At 73.9% G+C, this 17,844-nt stretch carries 18 protein-coding genes; 5 read left to right on the top strand and 13 right to left on the bottom strand.

All coding sequences use genetic code 11. From position 1 onward, the window contains the following. Positions 1 to 13 precede the first annotated feature (13 nt). The 3 genes from IEZ00_RS24945 to IEZ00_RS24935 form a co-directional block, all read right to left on the bottom strand. Entirely contained in the window at positions 14 to 388 is a 375-nt protein-coding gene (locus IEZ00_RS24945) for a hypothetical protein (protein ID WP_229796062.1), read from the bottom strand. A gap of 103 nt (positions 389 to 491) precedes the next feature. Further along, complete coding sequence (gene rnhA, locus IEZ00_RS24940; protein ID WP_189225765.1) at positions 492 to 974, bottom strand: ribonuclease HI; 483 nt, start codon at positions 972 to 974, stop codon at positions 492 to 494. Between the two features lie 10 nt (positions 975 to 984). Next, the gene (locus tag IEZ00_RS24935) at positions 985 to 3,978 is read right to left on the bottom strand and encodes a GH92 family glycosyl hydrolase (RefSeq protein WP_229796061.1); all 2,994 of its coding nucleotides are present in this window, start codon (positions 3,976 to 3,978) and stop codon (positions 985 to 987) included. A 104-nt stretch (positions 3,979 to 4,082) separates the two neighbouring features. Here IEZ00_RS24935 and IEZ00_RS24930 point away from each other — a divergent pair, with 104 nt between their 5' ends. From IEZ00_RS24930 to IEZ00_RS24920, 3 genes are all read left to right on the top strand, one after another. Then, entirely contained in the window at positions 4,083 to 4,718 is a 636-nt protein-coding gene (locus IEZ00_RS24930) for a DUF4232 domain-containing protein (RefSeq protein WP_189225764.1), read from the top strand. Positions 4,719 to 4,875: 157 nt separating this feature from the next. After that, positions 4,876 to 5,595: a hypothetical protein gene (locus IEZ00_RS24925; protein WP_189225763.1), complete on the top strand. Its 720-nt coding sequence runs from the start codon at positions 4,876 to 4,878 to the stop codon at positions 5,593 to 5,595. Between the two features lie 105 nt (positions 5,596 to 5,700). Beyond that, positions 5,701 to 7,920, top strand: a complete 2,220-nt coding sequence (locus IEZ00_RS24920; RefSeq protein ID WP_189225762.1) for a PQQ-dependent sugar dehydrogenase — start codon at positions 5,701 to 5,703, stop codon at positions 7,918 to 7,920. 81 nt (positions 7,921 to 8,001) lie between these two features. On the opposite strand, the gene IEZ00_RS24915 is transcribed toward IEZ00_RS24920, so the two are convergent. Beyond that, complete coding sequence (locus IEZ00_RS24915) at positions 8,002 to 9,081, bottom strand: GDSL-type esterase/lipase family protein (RefSeq protein WP_229796060.1); 1,080 nt, start codon at positions 9,079 to 9,081, stop codon at positions 8,002 to 8,004. A 141-nt stretch (positions 9,082 to 9,222) separates the two neighbouring features. Continuing rightward, positions 9,223 to 9,717: an RICIN domain-containing protein gene (locus tag IEZ00_RS24910; protein ID WP_189225761.1), complete on the bottom strand. Its 495-nt coding sequence runs from the start codon at positions 9,715 to 9,717 to the stop codon at positions 9,223 to 9,225. 448 nt (positions 9,718 to 10,165) lie between these two features. Here IEZ00_RS24910 and IEZ00_RS24905 point away from each other — a divergent pair, with 448 nt between their 5' ends. Further along, positions 10,166 to 10,543: a hypothetical protein gene (locus IEZ00_RS24905; protein ID WP_189225760.1), complete on the top strand. Its 378-nt coding sequence runs from the start codon at positions 10,166 to 10,168 to the stop codon at positions 10,541 to 10,543. Between the two features lie 168 nt (positions 10,544 to 10,711). Here IEZ00_RS24905 and IEZ00_RS24900 read toward each other — a convergent pair whose 3' ends face one another. The 8 genes from IEZ00_RS24900 to IEZ00_RS24865 form a co-directional block, all read right to left on the bottom strand. Continuing rightward, positions 10,712 to 11,341, bottom strand: coding sequence for a DUF3618 domain-containing protein (locus tag IEZ00_RS24900; RefSeq protein WP_189225759.1), 630 nt, complete (start codon positions 11,339 to 11,341; stop codon positions 10,712 to 10,714). Further along, complete coding sequence (locus tag IEZ00_RS24895; protein WP_189225758.1) at positions 11,317 to 11,787, bottom strand: phage holin family protein; 471 nt, start codon at positions 11,785 to 11,787, stop codon at positions 11,317 to 11,319. The genes IEZ00_RS24900 and IEZ00_RS24895 overlap by 25 nt, the downstream gene beginning before the upstream one ends. Then, positions 11,774 to 12,502: an ATP synthase subunit B family protein gene (locus tag IEZ00_RS24890; RefSeq protein ID WP_189225757.1), complete on the bottom strand. Its 729-nt coding sequence runs from the start codon at positions 12,500 to 12,502 to the stop codon at positions 11,774 to 11,776. The genes IEZ00_RS24895 and IEZ00_RS24890 overlap by 14 nt, the downstream gene beginning before the upstream one ends. Before the next feature lie 413 nt (positions 12,503 to 12,915). Continuing rightward, positions 12,916 to 13,821 (bottom strand): coiled-coil domain-containing protein, encoded by a 906-nt coding sequence (locus IEZ00_RS24885; protein WP_189225756.1) that lies wholly within the window; start codon positions 13,819 to 13,821, stop codon positions 12,916 to 12,918. 155 nt (positions 13,822 to 13,976) lie between these two features. Beyond that, positions 13,977 to 15,119 carry a carboxylate-amine ligase gene (locus tag IEZ00_RS24880; protein WP_209617031.1) on the bottom strand — a complete coding sequence of 381 codons (1,143 nt, stop codon included), beginning with the start codon at positions 15,117 to 15,119 and terminating at the stop codon, positions 13,977 to 13,979. A 108-nt stretch (positions 15,120 to 15,227) separates the two neighbouring features. Continuing rightward, positions 15,228 to 16,199 (bottom strand): magnesium transporter CorA family protein, encoded by a 972-nt coding sequence (locus IEZ00_RS24875; protein WP_229796059.1) that lies wholly within the window; start codon positions 16,197 to 16,199, stop codon positions 15,228 to 15,230. A gap of 31 nt (positions 16,200 to 16,230) precedes the next feature. Then, on the bottom strand, positions 16,231 to 16,659 hold the full coding sequence (locus IEZ00_RS24870; RefSeq protein WP_189225755.1) for an STAS domain-containing protein: 429 nt from the start codon (positions 16,657 to 16,659) through the stop codon (positions 16,231 to 16,233). A 152-nt stretch (positions 16,660 to 16,811) separates the two neighbouring features. Beyond that, positions 16,812 to 17,555, bottom strand: coding sequence for a helix-turn-helix domain-containing protein (locus IEZ00_RS24865; RefSeq protein ID WP_189225754.1), 744 nt, complete (start codon positions 17,553 to 17,555; stop codon positions 16,812 to 16,814). Between the two features lie 62 nt (positions 17,556 to 17,617). On the opposite strand from IEZ00_RS24865, the gene IEZ00_RS37075 reads away from it, so the two are divergent. Beyond that, on the top strand, positions 17,618 to 17,844 hold a 227-nt coding region (locus IEZ00_RS37075; RefSeq protein WP_229796058.1), incomplete at its 3' end, for a maleylpyruvate isomerase N-terminal domain-containing protein.

Below are 17,844 nucleotides of genomic sequence, written 5' to 3'. Positions count from 1 at the left end.
CACGCGGCGCGGGTCACGAGCAGGGCGGCCGGGTGCGCGCGGCGGCGCGGAACGCCTCGATGTACTTGGGCAGCTCCACCATCGCCCGCTCCCACCGCTCGGCGGCGACCTGGCCCTCGAACACCGCGTCCACCGCCAGCCGGTCCACCTCCTCGGTCATCGGGCAGCCCGAGTCGCGCAGCTTGCGCGACAGCTCCAGCCGGTAGAGCCGGGCGGCGACCTCGTCCAGGGTCGTCCGCAGGCTGGCCACCACGCGCTCGGCCTCGTCGGGTTCCAGTACCAGCAGGCCCTGCTCGGCCAGGCGCAGGAACAGATCTCCGGCGAAAGCAGTGCCCTCGTCGGTCAGCACACCCATCACGCCTCCGCCTGCCGCCGGGGTTGTCGACACGACTCCATCACGCGCGTCGGATCGGATACACGCGCGTGCACCGGTTCTGCCCGCGCGTACCGGACTTCTGCCCTCCTGTCCCCTGAACTCCCGAGCGGGGTTCTCAGCGCCGGGCGCGCCACCGGGCCGGGTCCACTCCCGCGGCCCGCAGCGCCTCCTCCAGCCCGCGCAGGGCCAGGCGGTCGGCGCGCTCGTTGTCCGGGTCACCCGCGTGGCCCTTGACCCAGTGCCACTCGACCCGGTGCCGTCGCGCGGCCCGCGCCAGCTCCTGCCACAGGTCGGCGTTCTTGACCGGCTGCTTCGCCGCGGTCGTCCAGCCGTTGGCCTGCCACTTCACGATCCACGACGTGATGCCGTTGCGGACGTAGGTGCTGTCGGTGTGCAGCCGCACCGAGGAGGGGCGCTTGAGCGCTTCCAGCGCCCGGATGGGGGCCAGCAGCTCCATCCGGTTGTTGGTGGTGGTCCCGGCGTCGCCGCCGCACAGCTCCTTCTCGTGCGGCCCGTGCCTGAGCACCGCGCCCCAGCCGCCGGGGCCGGGGTTGCCCCAGCACGCGCCGTCGGTGTAGATGTCCACTGCCCCGTCCACCGGGGGAAATCTACACGCGGGCCGCCTGGGCGCTGAGCGCGAACACCTTGAGGTTCTGGTTGGCCGACAGGACGACGGACGTGGCGGTGCGGGCGGCGTCCACTGGCACGCTCACGTGCCAGATCCGCACGGCCCTGCCGTCCGCCGTGCCGTCAGTGCGGTAGCGGGTGGTGGTGGACAGCGCGGTGCGCTCGCCGAAGCGCGCGGCGGGGCTCGCCCAGTCGGTGACCGACAGCCGGGCGGTCGAGGTGGTGCCGTCGGCGTAGGCCACGGTCAGGTCGGCGTGCTGGTCGCCGTTGACCGCCGTGACGAGCAGGTCCAGCGCCGCGTACCGGTCCGCGGTGAGGTGCAGGCGCTGCCCGCGCGCGGTCAGGAAGTTGCGCGCCGCGCCCGTGGTCGGCGGGACGGCGTACTCGCCGCCGTCGATCGTGCGCGGACCCGCGGCGGGCAGCTGCTCGGCGGGGAAGCTCCACCCCTTGCCGTCCAGGTCGCCCTGGTGCTTGGCGTCCGCGGTCGCCGCACCGTCCACATCGTACTGTCCACTCAGGTCCTGGGCACACCACGAGCCCGATTCGGCGCACGGGCGGGGCAGGTTCGGGACCGGCCCGGCGGCGGGCAGCACGTGGTCCACGGGCAGCTCTTCGACGCCCCACGAGGTGTTGGGCGTGGCGGCGACGTCCACGACGAGGTGCCCGCCCCCGGTGACGAACCGCTCCGGCAGCCACGACCTGCCGTGGTCGCGGCCGTCGTACCGCACGCCTCGGACGTAGACGTTGCTCGGGGAGGCGTTCGGCGCGGTGATCGTGATGGTCGGGGCGCCGTCGCGGTTGATCCTCGCCCGTGGGAAGACCGGGCTGGACAGCAGCATCTCCGCCCGGCTGGGAGTCTGCGGGTACAGGCCCAGCGCGGCGAAGACGTACCAGGCGGACATGGTGCCCAGGTCGTCGTTGCCGGGCAGTCCCGCCGGACCGGTGCGGTAGACCAGGGAGGCCATCGCGCGCACCGTCTCCTGCGTCTTCCAGGGCTGTCCGAGGGCGTTGTAGAGCCAGGGCGCGTGGATGCCGGGCTCGTTGGTCGGGTCGTAGCGCAGCGGGTCGCCGCCGGTGGCCCACGACCCGTCGGGGCGGTGGAAGAACCCGTCCAGCCGCGCCGCGGCCCGCTCGCGCCCGCCCATCGCCGCCGCCAGGCCGGACACGTCGTGCGGCACCATCCAGGTGTAGGTGGCGCTGCTGCCCTGCGCGAAGCCCCGGTCCGAGGACGGGCTGAACGGCCACACCCAGCCGCCGTCGGAGTCGCGCGCCTGCTGGTAGCCGCCGTCGGCGGCGGACGGGTTGAACGTGTTGCGCCACCAGCCCGCCCTCGGCAGCAGCGCGGCCCGCACGTCCGGCCTGCCCAGCCGGGCCGCCCAGTCGGCCAGCGCGAAGTCCGCGACCGAGCCCTCCAGCGTCTCCGCCGCGCCACCCCAGCAGTGGCAGGCGTCCTGCGGCGCGTAGCCCAGGCGCAGGTACTCGGCCAGGTTGGGGCGCTGCCCCTCGCACTGGCCGGGGCAGCCCTCGTCGGACAGGCCGTCCGGGTGCGGGGTGGTGGCCTGGGCGACCAGCGACTCGAACGCCCCGCGCACGTCGAAGTCGCGCGCTCCCATGGCGTGCATGCCCGCCAGCGCGGGCGCCGAGGGGTCGCCGGTCATCACGTGCGTCGGCCCGTTGACGTGCACCCAGCGGTCCCACACCCCGCCGTTCTGGCGGGCCAGGTTGAGCAGGGACTGCGCGTAGTCGCTCGCGACACCGGGCGCGAGCAGGGCCAGCAGCTGGGTGTGCGCCCGGTACTGGTCCCAGCCGGAGAAGTTGCCGTACTGCGCGGCCTGCCCGCGTTCCAGCCGGTGCACCCGCTGGTCGCTGCCGAGGTAGGTGCCGTCGACGTCGCTGGTGATGTTGGGCTGGAGGAACGAGTGGTACAGCGCGGTGTAGAAGGTGGTGCGCAGGTCGTCCGAGCCGCCGGTGACCTCGACGGCCTTGAGCCTGCGCGCCCACTCGCGACGCGCGTCGGCGGCCACGGAGGCCACGTCGTCGCGCGGGCGGACCTCGCGTTCGAGGTTGCGCCGGGCGGCCTCCGCGCTGGTGTAGGAGATGCCGACCTTGACCAGCACGTCGTCGTCCGACGAGGTGTCGAACGTGACGTAGCCGCCGGACCCGCGCCCGGCGCGGGCCGCGCCGGTCTCGTAGCCCTCGCCGCCGCGCGCGGTCGTGCCGCCGGGGCGCAGCTCACCGTCCACCCAGGTGCCGGTGGAGGCGAACGGGCGGTCGAAGGTGGCGGTGAAGTGCAGGCGGTAGTAGGACTTCTTGTTGTTCGCGCCGCCGTTCGCGCGCCTGCCGCAGAACGCGCCGGTGAGGACGGAGCCGGACACCGCGCGCCCCGCCGGGTCGATGGTGATCTCGGCGTCCTCGCTGCCGTTGAGCGAGTTGGAGACGCGGAACAGCAGCGCCGCCGCGCGATCGCGGGGGAAGCTGAACTCGCCCACGCCCGCGCGGGCGGTCACCGAGAGGTCCGCGGTCGCGCCGGAGGCCAGGCCGACCCGGTAGCGGCCGGGGGTGGCCGTCTCGTCCTCGTGCCGGAAGTCGGCGGCGTAGACCTCGTCGCGGGTGTCGGCGGTCGGCGAGCTGGTCACCTCGCCCACGAACGGCATGATCGGCACGTCGCCCGCCGCGCCGGGGTGGCAGCCCGCGCCGTTGACGTGGGTCAGGCTGAACCCGCGCACGCGGGTGGCGTCGTGGGCGTAGCCGTTGGCCGCGCCGGTGTTGGTCTGGTCACCCCTGGTGGTGGTGGGGCTCCAGGAGATCATCCCGAACGGGCGGACCGCGCCGGGGTAGGTGTTGCCGCCACCCGCGGAGCCGATCAGCGGGTCGACGTGGTCCACGGGCGCTCTCCCCGGCTCCGCCCGCGCGGGAACCGCCGTGATCGGACCGGCCAGCAGGACGGCCGCCAGGCCGACCACGATCGCACGCACCGCGCCTCCACCCGTTCGACGACACCGCAGGTCTATACCAACCGAGGGGGCGGCGGAAGGGGCCTGGTCGGATGGTCGCCGACTGGTCGTGCGACGATCACCTGGTGGACACGAGATCTTGGGGGCTCGTGCTGGTCCTGGCGTTGACCGCGTGCGGCGCCACACCCACCCCGCAGCCCCCTCCGCCCGCTCCCACGACGACCGAGCAGCCGCCTCCGCAGGAGGGTTGCCCGGACTCGGGCGTGCGGATCAACGCGGGCGACAGCGATGCCGCCATGGGGTTGCGGGTGATGGCGCTGGAGATGACCAACTGCGGCGAGGAGACCATCACCGTGCAGGGCTACCCCGGCGTGGTGGTGCTGGACGGCGAGCAGCAGCCGTTGAACGTCGCGGTGCTCCAAGGGGCGCAGAGCATCACCAGCGACAGCCGGTACGACCAGCCGACGACCGTGGTGCTGGAGCCGGGGGCCACGGCGCGGTCGGGGATCGCCTGGCGCAACACCTACACCGACGTCACCGCGCCACCGCTGGTGGGCGAGCACCTGCGGGTCGCGCCGTGGAGCGGGGCCGAGGAGCAGCTCATCTCCCGCGCCCCGGCGTCGACGTCCTCCGGCGCCGCCCCGATCAACATCGACCTGGGCAGCACCGGGAAGGTCGGCGTGTACCCGTGGCGGCTGGGCGACCGCCGTGTCCCGCCCGGTGAGGACGTGGACCAACCGCCGCCCACCGAGGACCTCTGAGGGCCGGGTCCTCCCTCCTCGGTGGACCCTCGGGGCGTCCGCGCGGGCCGGTGCGCAGCGCCGGGTGCTCGTGCCGCTCTGCTGCTCGGGTGAAGCTGTTGCGCGACGGGGTGACGTCCGCGCTGGGGGAGCGTGACGCTCACTAGCGTGCCGGGTCATGGCTGCCTTGGACGACCTGGTCCGCTCCGCTCGGGCCGACATCGCCGCCCGCGTCGTCGCCGACCTGCGCGCACGACTGCTGGAGCAGCCGCACGAGTGGGTCGTCGACCAGCTGCTGGCCGAGATCGCTCCCCGGCTCGGCCTGGACCGGCTGCCCACGCTGCCCGTGCAGCGGGCGCGGGCGCACCGGGTCACCCCCGTCCCGCTGACCGCCGAGTCGCTGGTGGAGGCCACCAGCCACCTGGCCGCGTGGACCTCGGAGCGGCTGGTGGCCGAGGGCTGCCTGCTGGTGCCGCCGCTGCCGGGCGGACCGCTGGTGGAGCCCCGCCACCGCTCGCCGCTGGGCGAGGCGCTGCTGGCCGGGGCCAAGGACCTGCTGCACGCGCTGCTGTTCGGCACCCCGGAGGAGGGGGTGCTGCTGGACCGGGTGCACCGCGAGCAGCTGACGCTGACCCTGCCCGGCGCCAAGGCGGAGGTGTTCGCCTTCCTGCGCGAGGCGGCCACCGAGTTCGGCACGCCCAGCGCGTGGGTCGACCCCGACGGCGGGGCGCGGCACGACCAGGGGGTGAACGTGCTGATGCAGGTCGAGTACGGCGAGGTGGCCGAGGAGCTGGTGGGCAACGGCATCGTCGCGGCGCTGCGGTTGATCAACAAGCTGGAGGTCAACGAGGTCGTCCTGTACGCCCGCATGGAGGACGTGGAGCAGAGCCCCCTATAGCGCCCATCCGGTTCCCCTGAGGACGGCCCTCCCTTCGGCGGTTGTCGTCGCGGGCGCACCTGCGAACCTGGACCGACCGGGTTCTTCGCGCGAGGGGGGCGTGCCATGCGGTCGGCGAAGGCGATTCGACTGTCCACCGCGGTCGTGCTGGTCACCGCGGCGCTGTCCGCGCCCGCCGGGGCGGCCCCGGCGGCGCCGTTCACCGCGCGGGTGAACTTCTCCGACGAGGCGACCGCGCCGCCCGCCGGGTACGCGCGCGACTTCGGCGAGGCGTACGGGGCCAGGCCCGGCGGGCAGAGCTTCGGCTGGGTGGCGCTGGGCACCGGCACGCCGCTGAGCCTGGTCGGCAACGGGCGCAACCGCGGCTCCGCGCAACCCGACGTCCGGCTGGCCACGTTCGTGCACGCGCAGCTGCCCGCCGGTTCCCCCGGCGTGCCCACACCGGGCAGCTGGGAGATCGCGGTCCCCGACGGCGCCTACGCGGTGACCGTGGCCGTCGGTGACGCGGGGGCGGCCACCGACAGCGCGCACTACGTCAACGTCGAGGACCAGAACGGCGTGGCCGCGTTCGAACCGGACTCGGCGGTCAGGCACGCGACGGCCACCAGGGTGGTCGTGGTGACCGACGGGCGGCTGACGCTGAGCCCCAGGGCGGGCGTGAACTCCAAGTTCGCCTACGTCGACATCACCGGCGTGCCGGACGGGACCGCGCGGCCCTCGGTGCGCACGCTCACCCCCGCCAACCTGGCCACGGGTGTGAGCCCGACCGCCGGGGTGGTGGCCGACCTGAGGCTGCCCGGCGGCGCGGTCGACCCCGCCACGCTCACCAGCGCCACCGTCCGGCTCACCAGGGTCTCCGATGGTGCGGTGGTGCCCGCAGGCGTCATCACCAGCGGTGGCGGCGACGTGGTCAGCCTCTCCCCCACCGCGCCGCTGGCGGCCTCCGCGCTGCACCGGTTCGAGCTGACCGACGGCGTCCGGGACGTGGCGGGCAACCGGTTCCTGCCGTACTCCGGCGTGTTCACCACCGGCACCGGCGGTGGCGGCGGGCCCGCCGCCTTCGAGCAGGTCTTCGGCGTGGCCACCGGGGCGCCCTTCACCAGCGTCGCGTTCGGACCCGACGGCAGGCTGTACGCGGCCACCACCACCGGTCGGCTGCACCGCTTCCCGGTCAACGCCGACGGCACGCTCGGCGCGGCCACCGTGATCGACACCGTGCGCGCGCACGCCACCGCGGCCGGGTTGCCGGGCGCGCCGGACCGGACCGTGATCGGCCTGGCGTTCGACCCGGCGTCCACGGCGGCGAACCCGGTCCTGTGGATCACCGACAACCACGGCGGCACGGCGAACGCGCCGGACTGGTCGGGCAGGATCGCCCGGCTGTCCGGGCCGGACCTGTCGGTCTACACCGAGGTCGTCACCGACCTGCCGCGCTCGGTCAAGGACCACGAGAGCAACTCCCTGGTGTTCGGCCCGGACGGCGACCTCTACCTCTCCCAGGGCTCGATGAACGCCATGGGCGCACCGGACACCACCTGGGGCAACCGGCCCGAGCACCTGCTCAGCGCCGCGGTGCTGCGGCTGCGGCCCGCGCGGCTGCCCGCGAGCCTGCCGGTGAACGTGCGGACCGAGGCCGGTGGCGGCTACGACCCCTACGCCGCGGCGGCCCCGCTGACCATCCACGCGACCGGTGTGCGCAACGCCTACGACCTGGTGTGGCACCGCAACGGCCACCTGTACGCGCCGACCAACGGTTCGGCGGCGGGCGGCAACGCCCCCGCCACGCCCTCGCCGCTGCCCGCGTCGTGCGCCACCCGGACCGACGGTCCCTACACCGGCCCGGCGGTCGCTTCGGTCACCGACAACCCCGTCGCCGAGACCGACTACGTGTTCGACGTCAAGCCGGGCCGCTACTACGGCCACCCCGCGCCGATCCGCTGCGAGTGGGTGCTGGCGGGCGGCAACCCGACGGCGGGCGCGGACCCGTTCCAGGTCGGGGCCTACCCGGTCGGCACACCGCCGGACCGCAACTTCGACCTCGCGGGCACCTACGACGCGGGGTTGCACGCCTCGGCCAACGGCGCGATCGAGTACCGGGGCGGGCGGCTGGACGGCAAGCTGCTGGTGGTGCGCTACTCCTCCGGTCAGGACGTGCAGACCTTCGACGTGGCCCCCGACGGCGCGCTGTCCAACCGCACCACCGGCATCACCGGTCTGACCGGCTTCCGCCAACCGCTGGACATCACCCAGCACCCCGACCGCGGCCACCTCTACGTCACCGAGCTGGGCGCGAACCGGATCACCCTGCTGCGCCCCACCTCCTGAGCGGTGGCGGCCCGCCGCGACGGGACAGCCGGGGCAGCGGGACTTCCCGCCACCCCGGCCTCTTGCGCCCCGACGAGCCGGTCAGGCCACCGCGTGCAGGTTGCCGTCCGAGCCCTCCAGGCACCGGGCGCTGCCCGCGCCGCTGGTGACGAACTCGGTCAGGCAGCGGCCGAGCTGGCCGTGCGCGGCGGCGTTGGGGTGGAAGGACTGCTGGGCCAGGTGCAGGCCGATCGCGTCGAGACCGCCGGTCACCAGCGCGTACGGGTCCACGGTGAGCCTGCGCTGCCACTCCCCCGAGGTGGTGATCCCCTTGCTGCACGCCTCGCGGTTCTCCGTGGCGCGGGAGAGGTCGAGGAACTTCACGCCGGTGCGGGTGGCCACGCCGCGCAGCGCCTCGGACAGCTGGGGCACCGCCACGGTCCGGCCGTAGCCCGCGTCGTCGATGCGCAGCGGGCAGCCCTGCGGGCCGTGCAGCAGGCGGTCCATCTTCTCGGTCACCGGCGAGGCGTAGGAGGTGAGCACGAACGAGTAGGACGAGTCGGCGTACCCGGCCTGGCTCATCGCCGAGCGCACGTCGCGCACCGCCTGCTCGACCTTGGGCGCCATCGCGGCCAGTCGGGCGGGCCACTCGGCCTGGAGCCGGGAGCGGCAGCTCGGGCCGAGCGCGTTCACCCACGCCGCGACGCAGTCGACCATGGTGTCGGCGAACCGGGGGTCGTCGTTGGCGCCGACCTGCACCACCACCGCGGTGACCCGGTTCTGCCTGGCGATGTCGATCAGCCTGCGCGCCTGGGAGCCCTCGGTGTAGTGCACGGTGTCGGCCAGCGAGACGTTCGCCGAGTCCGCGCCGGAGCAGGCGAGGTTGAAGGTGCGGTCGGCCAGCCGCGTGCGGTGCACCATCGCCTGGGTGGAGCGGTGGCACCAGTTGCCGTTCTCCCCCATGGTGCCCGGCTCGTAGGAACCCGCGCCCTCGCCGGAGATGGCGCTGTCGCCCAGCGACACCACCGCCGTCGGCCGGTCGTCGACCGCGCCCGCCGCTCCCGGCAGGACGACCACGGTGGCGGCGGCGAGCAGCAGCGCGCCCCCTGCCGAGGCAACCCGATTCCACGACATCGCGACCCCCTGGGTGATCAGCGTCGACCACGGCACTGGACCGCTCACGGTAGGGCCGTTGCGGCACAAGGACAAAGGGCCGTTCGGGGGGTGTCGCCGCCGCTTCGGCGGTCCGCAGGCCGCCCGCCGCAACACTGCGGTCGCGGCGGGCGGGTGCGCGGGGTCCGCCTGGTCGGGGGTCCGGTCAGGTCAGAACGTCCACTTCTGGTTCAAGCCGTCGTGGCAGGCCCAGAGGATCACCCTGGTGCCGTTGTCGCCGATGGTCGACATGTCCGCGTCCAGGCAGCGCCCGGAGTGGCGGTTGTACATCCGCTGGCTGCTCGGGTCGTAGTACCACCGCTGGTTCAGACCGCCGTTGCACTGCCACAGCTGCACCGTGGTGATGGCGTCGTCGATGGTGTCCATGTCGGCGTCCAGGCAGCGCCCGGAGTGCTCGCTGTGGATCATGCCGGAGTACTGGTTGAAGTGCCACTGCTGGTTGGCGGCGCCGTGGCAGTCCCACAGCAGCATCCTGGTGCCGTCCTGGTCCGCGCTCTGCAACTCGGCGTCCAGACAGCGCTCGCTGGCCCCGTTGCGGATCAGGATCCCGTCCTCCTCGTCCGCGTTCGCGGGCGCGGCGGGCAGCAACCCGCTCAACGCGACCGCCGCCAGGACAAGGGTCTTGCTCACACTCGCGCGTGCCATGCCGATTCACTCCTCGTTGCCTGCTTCCCATGGGCCGGGGGGACCGAGCGGAGCGGGGCGACGGCGACGCTACCCACGGGTCACAGCACTCACAAGCGGTAGCACTCACGCGAGTGACCGCGCCGGAAATGGCGCGGCCTGAACGGTTCCGGGGCCGGTTCACACTCCGCCCCCGGCCGTCATGCCTGCGGATTACCAAGCCGTCACCGTCCGCGTCCTGGCCCATCCCGGAACGAGCGGTGGACCGTCCACGACCGGGGCCGCGATCGGGTCGGGCGCGTTCCGGGTCGACCGCTCGGCGGATCGCGCACCGGTCACCGCGACCGGAGCCGGTAAGCCATCGCGGGGTGAGCGGGCACCGTGGCGCGCGGTTCTCCGGTCACCCCGTGCGGGTGACGAAGGTGGCGCGCGCCGGGCGGCACCGCGTCCGCGCGCCTAACCTCGCTCCATGACCGGGATGTACGCACCGTCGCCCACACCCCAGGTCTGGCTGACCACGTACGACCAGGGGCTGGTGCGCGCCGACCTGGTGATGCGGATCGGCGCGGCCGAGCTGCTGGCGCACGGCAGGCCCAAGCCGTTCGGGGTGCTGGTGCAGCTGCACGGAGACGTGGAGGTGGCGCAGCGCGGCGCGCGGCAGTACGTGGTGGGCCACACCGACACGCTGCAGCAGGCCGAGGTGCTGATGCTGGAGCTGCTCGCCCTGCTCGACACGGCGCTGTGCGCCCGCGCCTCCGGGGTCATCGACCTGGACGCGGGCGTGCCCCGGCTGACCAGCCTGCACCCGGCCACCCCCGCGCAGGGCGGCTTCGAGGAGGCCGTCTGACACCGGGCCACCGCGCGGGCACCGCCGGTGAGCGTCCCAGTAGGACAGTGTGTTCCGGTCACGGCGCGCGGTCTCCTCCGCGCTGCCGGTCGAGCCACGACCAGGGTCCGGACACGACTGCTCCGCCGGTCCTGGAGCGGGCCGGCGGAGCTGGTGTCGCGGGGTGGGTCAGCCGCGAGCCTCGTGGGAGACCCGCTGACCGGACTCGCGGGCCCGGTCGGCCACCTGCTGGGCGCTTTCCTTGGCGTGCTCAGCCGTCGTGCGCGCGGCGTCGGAAGCCGTCTGCTTGACCTCCGCGGCCGCTTCGCCGACCGTGGACATGGCGTCCTCGCGCAGGTGCTGCGCGGACTCGCTGAGGGCTTCCTTCACCGGCTCGACCACGCCGCTGGCGCGCTCGCCGAGCTGCTGGACGGCCTGCTCCTCGGTGCGCGTGCGGGGCAGCAGCGTCGCGGCCAGCAGGCCGCCGCCGAACGCGATCAGGCCCGCCGCCAGCGGGTTGCCCTGGGTCTGCCGCACGGCCTGCTGCGGCATGGCCTGCACGGCTTCGGCCGCCTGGCCCGCCTTCTCCGCGACGGTGCTCTTGGCCCCGTGCGCGTGGCCGTGCAGCGTCGAGGTGGTGTCCGATGCGGTACCCATCACCCTCTCCTTCAACGTGGTCAGCCCGTCGCGGACGCCCCGGACCCGGCGCTGCGCGATGCGCTTGGGGCTGGTGTGGTCGACCAGCCGGTTGGCGTCGGCGACCAGCTCGGCGCGAGTCCGGTCGATGTCCCGCTTTATTTGGTCGGGTGTCGGGCCCATTCCGCGTCCTCCTTGAGCGTTTCGATGGTGCGCTCGGGCTTGGAGACCCGGCGCAGCTTGGCGCGTCCGCTGCTGAACATCACAGCGCCCGCGATGCCCCACAGCGCGGCCACGATCAGCGCGGCCCACCCGAGGTCCATCAGGTTGCCCAGCGCGAAGACCAGCGCCAGGCTCAGCAGCACGGCCGTCATGTAGCCCGCGAAGCCCGCTCCGGCGAGCATCCCGGTGGCCTTGCCCGCCTTGCTCGCCTCCTCGCGCAGCTCCGCCTTGGCCAGCTCCAGCTCCTGCCGCATCAGGCGGGACAGGTCCTGGGTCAGCTCGCCGACCAGCTCGCCGATCGAGGCGCGGTCGTCACCGGGGGTAGCGGCGTCCACCCGAGGGTGCGGGACACCCGCTCCCACGCCGATGCCCGGCCCCGTTCCGGAGCCCGCCTCAACGCTGGACATGCGGCACACCTCCGCCCTGGTACGCGCTGCCCTGGTAGCCGCTGCCCTGGTAACCGCTGCCCTGGTAGCCACCCGTCGGGTAGGCGCCGGGCACCGGGACGGGCTCCTCGCCCGTGCGCGGTGTGGGCGCGCCCACCGGGGCGGTGCCCATCGGGGTGGTCGTCTCGACCGCGGACACCGGGGGCACGCTGTAACCCGCGGGCTGCGGGGTGCGGCCGACCTGCTGGACCTCGTGCTGACCGCCCTGCCCGGTCGCGCCCTTGGCGATGCGGCCCACCAGGAAGCCCGCGACCGCGGCGCCGAGCAGGAACGCGCCCGGCTTGCGGCGGGCGAAGTCCTGGGCGGAGTCGAGCAGGCCGCGGGCGCCGCGCTCGTCGATGAACCGGGCGGCCTGCCTGCTGGTGTCCGCCACCTGGCGGATCGCCCCGGAGGTCATCGACTGCGACGAGCCCTCCGCCATCGAGGTCAGCTCGTCGGCGATCCGGTTGAGCTGCTGCGAGACCCGCTGGGCCTGCTGCTCGGCTTCGCTGGCGACCCGCTCGCGCACGTCGTGCACAGCGTGCCGGGCCTGCGCGCCCGCCTCCTGGGCCACCTGCCGGACCTGCTCCCCAGCGGTGGAGCCCACATCGCCTGCCGCCTGCCTGGCGTGCTGGGCCACCGCGGCGCCTTCTTCCTTCGCGGCCCCTCGGACCGCACCCATCTGGTTCTCGGTCACGACTGACTCCTCAACAGTCTGCGTGTACTGACTGCGATCTACCCGCCGTCCGAGGGGCCTAATCGATTTCCAGGACCAAAAACCTGAAGTCCGCAAGAGGTTTTCGCGCGCGAATCCTGGGTATGACCCCGCCTTCTCGTGCGTGAACCCCTCTTACGGGTCAACAAACGAGGTCTTCACCTCACCGGGAACGGATGACGAGAAAAATTCGTGTCCATCGGGGATAGTCCGATGTGGATCTTCATCCGGTGGCGACCGCCGCCGGGACCACCGAGGCCGGTCCGGCGGCGGACCGCCACGCGCCCGCACCCGCGGGCCGTGAGAAGTCGATTACGCGCGTCCCTCCGGCAGCGCAACCCGGTCGCTCCGCGGAGCACGACGCCGCGTGATCGGCAGGGGGTCGCACCACGTGGTCAGGCTGCCACCTCGGCGTCACCGACCACCAGCTCCAGCGCGGGCGCGGACCGCTCCGACAGCAGCTCCCCCGGCAGCAGCTCCGGCAGCTCCTCCTCCGGCAGCGGCTCCAGCAGCGGCGCGGCACCGGCCAGCACCTGCTGCGCCAGGCGCAGCTCGTCGGAGATCCGGGACCGCCGCTCGCGCAGCTCGTCGACCCGCCGCTGCGCCTCGGCCACGACGCGGCGGGCGTGCTCCTCGGCGTCGTGGACCACCTGGTCGGCGCGCGCCCGTGCGGCGGACTCCAGCTCCTCGGCCCGGCGCGCCGCCTCGGCCCGCCGGGCGGTCATGGCCAGCTCGAAGTCCTGCCGGACCTGCTCGCGCAGCCGAGCCGCCTGCTCGTCCAGCTCGCGGCGGCGGCGCTCGGCCTGCCCGGTCACCGCCTGGGCCTGCTGGTGGGCGCGGGCCAGCAGGTCGCGCTGCTCGGCCTCCAGCTCGCGACGCCGCTGCTCCAGCTCGGCGACCAGGTGCTCGGCCCGGCGGCGCATCCGGTCGGCGGCCTGGTTGGCCGCGGTCCAGGTCTGCTCGGCGGCGGCGCGGGCCTGCGCGGTGACCTCCGCGGCCTCGGCGTGGGCCAGCTCGACCATCCGCCGCAACCGGTCCGACAGCGCGTCCGGGTCCACCGGGGTCCGGCAGAGCCGGTCCACCTTGCCGGTCAGCTCGTGGACCTGGGAGCGCGCCTGCTCCAGTTGCCGCGCCAAGTCCTCCGCGCGCGCCACCGCCGCGTCGCGGTCGGCGGCCAGCAGGCGCAGGTCGGCCTCCGCGGCCCGCACGTAGTGCTGTACCTGGCCGCGGTCGTAACCGCGCCACGCCAGGTCGAAGTCGGTCCGCAGGGGCAGCAGCTCTTCACGCGGGTCCAGGGCCACTGATGTCGCCGTCCTTCCTGATCGGTGGGGTGGGTTCCACTGGTAAGGACGATTCCGTGTTGCGCGGAGTTCCGGAAGGGCAGACGCCCCCTGTGATCACATTGCAGTAAGCGGAGAACCGATAGCAGGCACCGCCGGCTACTCCCCGTCCCCGCTCACGCCGTGCTGCGCGCCGGCCCCCCGCGCCACGCCCCGCCACCCGCCACCGTCTCGGCGGCGAGGTGGTCCACCACCTCCGCCATCGACCCCGCGCGGGCGAACGCGCGGCGCTGCCGGGCCGCGCCGCCACCGCCGCGCACCAGCGCCGCCGACAGCTGCCGCACCACCCCCAGGTCACCGCTGGCCGCCAACTGGTCCCCCACCCGGTGCAGCAGCCGGTCCAGCAGCAGCCGCGCCGCCACCAGGCGTCCGGACAGCACGTCGAAGGCGTGCCCCTCCAGCCCGTCCCGCGCCGCGCGCCACTGGGCGGCGCGCAGCACCTCGGCGGGCACCGGCGGGGCGGGCAGGCCGCGCCGCACGTCGGCCAGGGCGGTGGACACCAGCCCGCGCACCAGGCCCGCCAGCAGCACCGCCTCGTCCACCGTCGCCGCCACGTCGGCCACCCTGACCTCGACGGTCGGCAGGTGGGAGGACGGCCGGACGTCCCAGTAGAGCATCTTCAGATCGGCCGCGGCCCCGGAGGCCAGCAGCAGGTCGCAGGTGGCCCGGTAGGTCCCGGCGGAGCCGAAGTACGGCGGCGGCCCCGACACCGGCCAGCGCGACCACACCACCGCGCGCCAGCTGGCGAACCCGGTGTCCCGACCGCGGGCGAACGGCGAGTTGGCGGTCAGCGCGGTGAGCGCGGGCAGCCACGGCCGCAGGTGGTCGCACACCAGCACGGCGGTCTCCTGGTCCGGCACGGCCACGTGCACGTGGCAGCCGCAGATCGACTGCTCCGCGGCGAGCAGCCGGTGGTCGCGGGTGAGCCTGCGGTAGCGCTCCTCCTCACCCAGGCCGACCTCCGGCCCGCCCAGCGGCGGCACCCCGACGGCCAGCAGCAGGCAGCCCAGCTCGCGCGCCACCTCCGCGGCCACGAAGCGCATCCCGTGCAGCTGCCTGCGCACGTCGGCCAGCTCCCGGCACACCCCGGTCCTGGTCTCCAGCTGGCAGGTGGCCAGCTCGACGTCGAAGTCCACGCCGAACCGCTCGCGCGCGGCCCGCACCAGCTCGCGCCCGCGCGGCACGGGCCGCCCGGTGGCGGGGTCGACGAGCAGGAACTCCTCCTCGACGCCCAGCGTCGGGGCCGGTGGTGCGTCCACAATGGTCCTCCGACGGTCCTCCGGCGGTGCTCCGGCGGTGGCGCAGGCACCCCGGCTACCCGGCCCGATCGGGGGCAAACGCGGTCTCCGCTGGTCGGGTGACCCCGCTCAGAGCCAGTCGCGGCGCTTGAACAGCGCGTACAGGCCGCCGGAGAGCAGGGCGATGGCGGTGGTGGAGGTCCAGAAGCCCCACGGCTGCTCCGAGCCGGGGTAGGGCACGTTCTGCCCGTAGAAGCCGGTGACCGCCGTGGGCACGGCGATGATCGCCGCCCAGCCGGTGACCTTCTTCATGATCAGGTTGAGCCGGTTGCTCTGGATGTTGAGCTGGGTCTCGCGGATGGTGGTGACCAGGTCCCGCAGCGACTCGGTCCACTCCGACGCGCGCAGCACGTGGTCGTAGACGTCCTGGTAGTACGGCCGCATGAACTCGTCGACAATGCCGTGGTCGGTCCGCATCAGCGCGTTGACGACCTCGCGCATCGGCAGCACCACGCGGCGCAGGGTGACCAGCGACTTGCGCAGCGACAGGGCGCGGCGCTGCATGTCGGCGCTGCTGGGGCGCTCGGCGAAGACCATGTCCTCCAGGTCCTCGATGTGCTCGTCGAGGTCCTGGACCGCTTCGAAGTGGGTGTCCACGACGTGGTCGAGCAGGCCGTGCAGCAGGAAGCCGACGCCGCTCTTGGCCAGGTGCGGCGACTCATCCCAACGGGCGACGACCGCGGCCATGTCGAACCGGTCGTCATTGCGCACCGTGACCAGGGCCTGATGGGTCAGGAAGACGGCCAGCTCGGCGGTGGCCAGCTTGCCGGACCCGCCGTCCAGCCCCACCGAGTAGGCGGTGAGGAAGCTGTGGGTCTCGTAGCGGTCGAGCTTGGGGCGCTGGCGCTCGTGCAGCGCGTCCTCCACGGCCAGCTCGTGCAGGCCCAGCTCCTCGGCGAGCATCGCCAGCTCCACCGGGGAGGGACCGCACAGGTCCAGCCACACCACGGCGTCCGGGTCGCGCAGGTGCTCGGAGATGTCCTCCGGGGGGAAGCCGTCGGCTTCCAGGACGCCGTGCCGGTACAAGCGGGTGCGGACCACGCTGGCGAGCCTAGCGGGGGCCACGCGGCGCTCACCCGATGCGGTGTTCCCCCGGCGGCGGGGTGCGCTGCGCGGGCACCTCGCCGCGCAGGGCGCTCTCCACGTCGGCGTGCACGTGCAGCAGCTCGCCCAGGCCGATGACGGTCAGCGGGCGCAGCACCTGCGGCGAGGGCACCACGCGCAGCTGCGTGCCGACCCCGTGGGCGCGGTGGTGCTGCAGGCAGACCTCGTTGAGCCCGGCGGCGCCGAAGAAGGTGGTGCCGGTCAGGTCGACCACCACCGGCGCGGGCGGGGTGGACAGCGCGAGCGCGACCGACAGCTCGTCGTGGAGCATCTCCACGCTGGTGCCGTCGACCTCCCCGGTGACGCGGACCACCACCGCGAAGCCGACCAGGTCCCGCTGCACCAGCAGCAGGCCCTTCAGGACGTCGATCACCGGGACATCGGTTGACACGGGCACGACAGCCTCCTGGCGCTACGCGGCCGGACAGCGGCTGCTGGGCTGAACCACTTGTGCCCCGACTCTAGCGGCCGTTCGGCGGAAAGCAATACGAAACGCTCGCCAGTCGAAGAGGGGTCACCGATTTGAGTGATGTGTCCACATCGGACGGATCAGTAGCGCCCGGCGTACCAGGCGGGCGGTTCGCCGAACACCTTCCTGAAGTCCCGCACCAGGTGGGACTGGTCGACGTAGCCCAGCTCGGCGGCCAGCGCCGCCCACGCCACCCGCTCGCCGCGCTCCAGCCGCCGGGTCACCTCGCGCAGCCGGTAGCGGCGGATCACCCGCTTGGGGCTCAGCCCCACGTGCTCGGCGAACAGGCGCTGCAGGTGCCGCACACCCACCCCCAGCTCGCGGGCCAGCGCCTCGACCCTGGTCAGCGCGGGGTGCGCGGCGATCCGCGCGACCGCCTCCACCGCCTGCCCGGCGGCCGGGTCGGGGGCGGGCAGGCGGGCTCGGAGGAACCCCTCCACCTCCGCCACCCCCGGATCGCGGGGCAGCTCCGGGCCGAACACCCGTTCGGCGTCGAGGACGCGATCGGTGATCGTGCGCACCGGCGCCCCCAGGAAGGCGCGGAAGACCCCCGGCCGGAAGGCCACCCCGAACACCCGTCCCTCGCCCCGCAGCACCTTGACCTGGTGGCCGCCGCGGGCGCCCTGCACGGACGCCGCGCCCGCGCGGAAGGTCAGGTGGACATTGGGGTACGGGACGACCAGCTGCCGGTACGGCTGGTCGTAACGCCACGAGACCACCCAGTAGCGCTCGACGTACGGGGCCAGGTCCGGCGAGGGGGTCGGGAAGTCGTGCCGCTGGTGCTCGGCCCACGCCCCCGCCAGTCCACGGACGTCCCTGACCACGCCCCCAGCCTACGTCGCGTTCGTCCTATACCGCCGCCGAGCGCCGTGCTTGTCTGCTCCGCATGTCAGCCGAGCACCTGGTCCCCCTCGCCGCGGGGCCCTTCCTGGAAGTCGTCCACGCCATCGAGCCGCACCACCTCGACGCGCCCACGCCGTGCGCCGATTACGACGTGCGGGCACTGGTGGACCACCTGCTGACCTGGGGTCCTCCGCTGGAGGGCGCGGCGGGCAAGCGCTTGGTCCCGCCCGCCGAGCCCGACCCCGACTGGCGACCCGCGCTGGACGCGCT

The sequence above is a fragment of the Saccharothrix coeruleofusca genome, assembly GCF_014648515.1.
In the GTDB taxonomy this organism is placed as follows: Bacteria; Actinomycetota; Actinomycetes; order Mycobacteriales; family Pseudonocardiaceae; genus Actinosynnema; species Actinosynnema coeruleofuscum.
The sequence above is the reverse complement of the archived record's forward strand: the minus strand, read 5'-3'. Positions and strand labels throughout refer to the sequence as shown.